Here is a 1505-nt window from a genome sequence, read left to right as displayed (position 1 = left end):
GAATACAGCCCGCTTTTACCTCGGCGTCTCCCTTCCGCCGTCAGCGGGCGATCGTGAACATGGGAGAGGGCGGCACGAAGAGATACGGCGTCATCGATGAATCAGGTCAATTCGTCGTTCCACCTGTATATGACGAGATTCGTGATCTCGGTGAGGAAAGGCTGGCACTCGCACACGCCGTGAATCCGGGGAAGCCATCTATCGGCTTGAACTATGCGATTGCGGATTGGGAGGGCAGGCTGCTGACAGACTTTGCGTATACCCGCGTGTCGGCCTATCAAGATGGTCTGGCATCGGTCGCGGATGGGCAGGACACCTTTTTGATCGATTCCAGCGGTGCAGCCGCGCTCGGATATCCGAAGGTGGAAGGCAGCGGCAGCCTGACTTTGAAGGGGAGCGGCCTAATTGAAGTCCAAGTGGACCGGCGGATGTCGTATGTAACTCGTGACGGAAGAACCATTTGGCGGGACCAGGATCCTCCCAAATGACTTCAGCTCGCCAATCACAATAAACCTTGAATTCGACGAACCGCTGCCGTAAAGGCAAGCGGTTTTTGGGATTGGAAGCTTCAGGATCGATTGGGAATAATTTTACATGAGATGGGGGAAATTAACCGCAGTCTAACTAGTTATGGCAGGAGGGCAGGCTGTGACCTCATCCGAGCAAACGATCTATCCTTCGCTTGACGGGAACATTTCTTACATCCGGGACAAGCTGTGTTACACCGACGATCTGAAGGTTAGGCACCTAACTTACCGCGGACAATCTTCGGCGCTGGTATATCTGGAATCTACGGTGGACCCAACCCTGATCGAGCGCAACGTCATCCGCCCGCTGCGGCAGGGAGGAGACGAGGACTTGTCCCAGCTTTTCCTGACGCTCCGGCTCGAGACCGAACACAAGCTTGATAAGGGCACGCAATCCCTCTTGTCGGGCAATTGCTTGTTCTTCGTAGAGGACATGGTGCAGTTTTACGTATTGACTACGCCGGCAAAATACGAACGCAGCATTACGGAGCCGGAAAACGAAGGTATCATACGCGGGCCGCACAACGGTTTTATCGAGGATTTGACGGTCAATTTGTATCAGATCCGCCAGCAGATCAGCTCGACGGACCTGAAGGTGCATTATCACAATATAGGCAGTACGGCTCCACGCAAAGTGGCGGTAATGTACATGAATAACCTGGCGGACCCAGCCGTAATCAAAAAAGTGGAAGACAGGCTGAAGGGCATCACGCTCGATTCCGTCATTTCGACCGGCTTTATCCAAGAATTTATGGAGGATCAGCCGTTTTCGATCTTTCCCCAGTTTTTGAATACGGAACGGCCCGACCATACGGGCGCGTATTTGCTCGACGGGCATGTGGTCATTATGCTCGAAGGGGATCCGACGGCCTTGATCGTTCCGGTGAGCTTTTTCTGCTTTTATCAAACCCCTGACGATTACAGCAACCGTTGGATGATCGCATCGTTTGTGCGGTTCATCCGGCTGCTCAGCTTTAT

The 1505-nt window shown here is 53.3% G+C and carries 2 protein-coding genes; both read left to right on the top strand.

All coding sequences use genetic code 11. The features are described 5' to 3' along the window. Positions 1-488: WG repeat-containing protein (locus CPT76_RS13005; RefSeq protein WP_219845420.1), on the top strand; the 488-nt coding region annotated here is incomplete at its 5' end. Between the two features lie 160 nt (positions 489-648). Beyond that, positions 649-1505, top strand: an 857-nt coding sequence (locus tag CPT76_RS13000; RefSeq protein WP_181152826.1) for a spore germination protein, incomplete at its 3' end; no start/stop codon positions are given.

The sequence above is a fragment of the Paenibacillus sp. AR247 genome, from assembly GCF_002968895.1.
Classification (GTDB): Bacteria; Bacillota; Bacilli; order Paenibacillales; family Paenibacillaceae; genus Paenibacillus_AQ; species Paenibacillus_AQ favisporus.
Note: the sequence above shows the minus strand (reverse complement) of the source record. Positions and strands in the feature narration are given on the sequence as shown.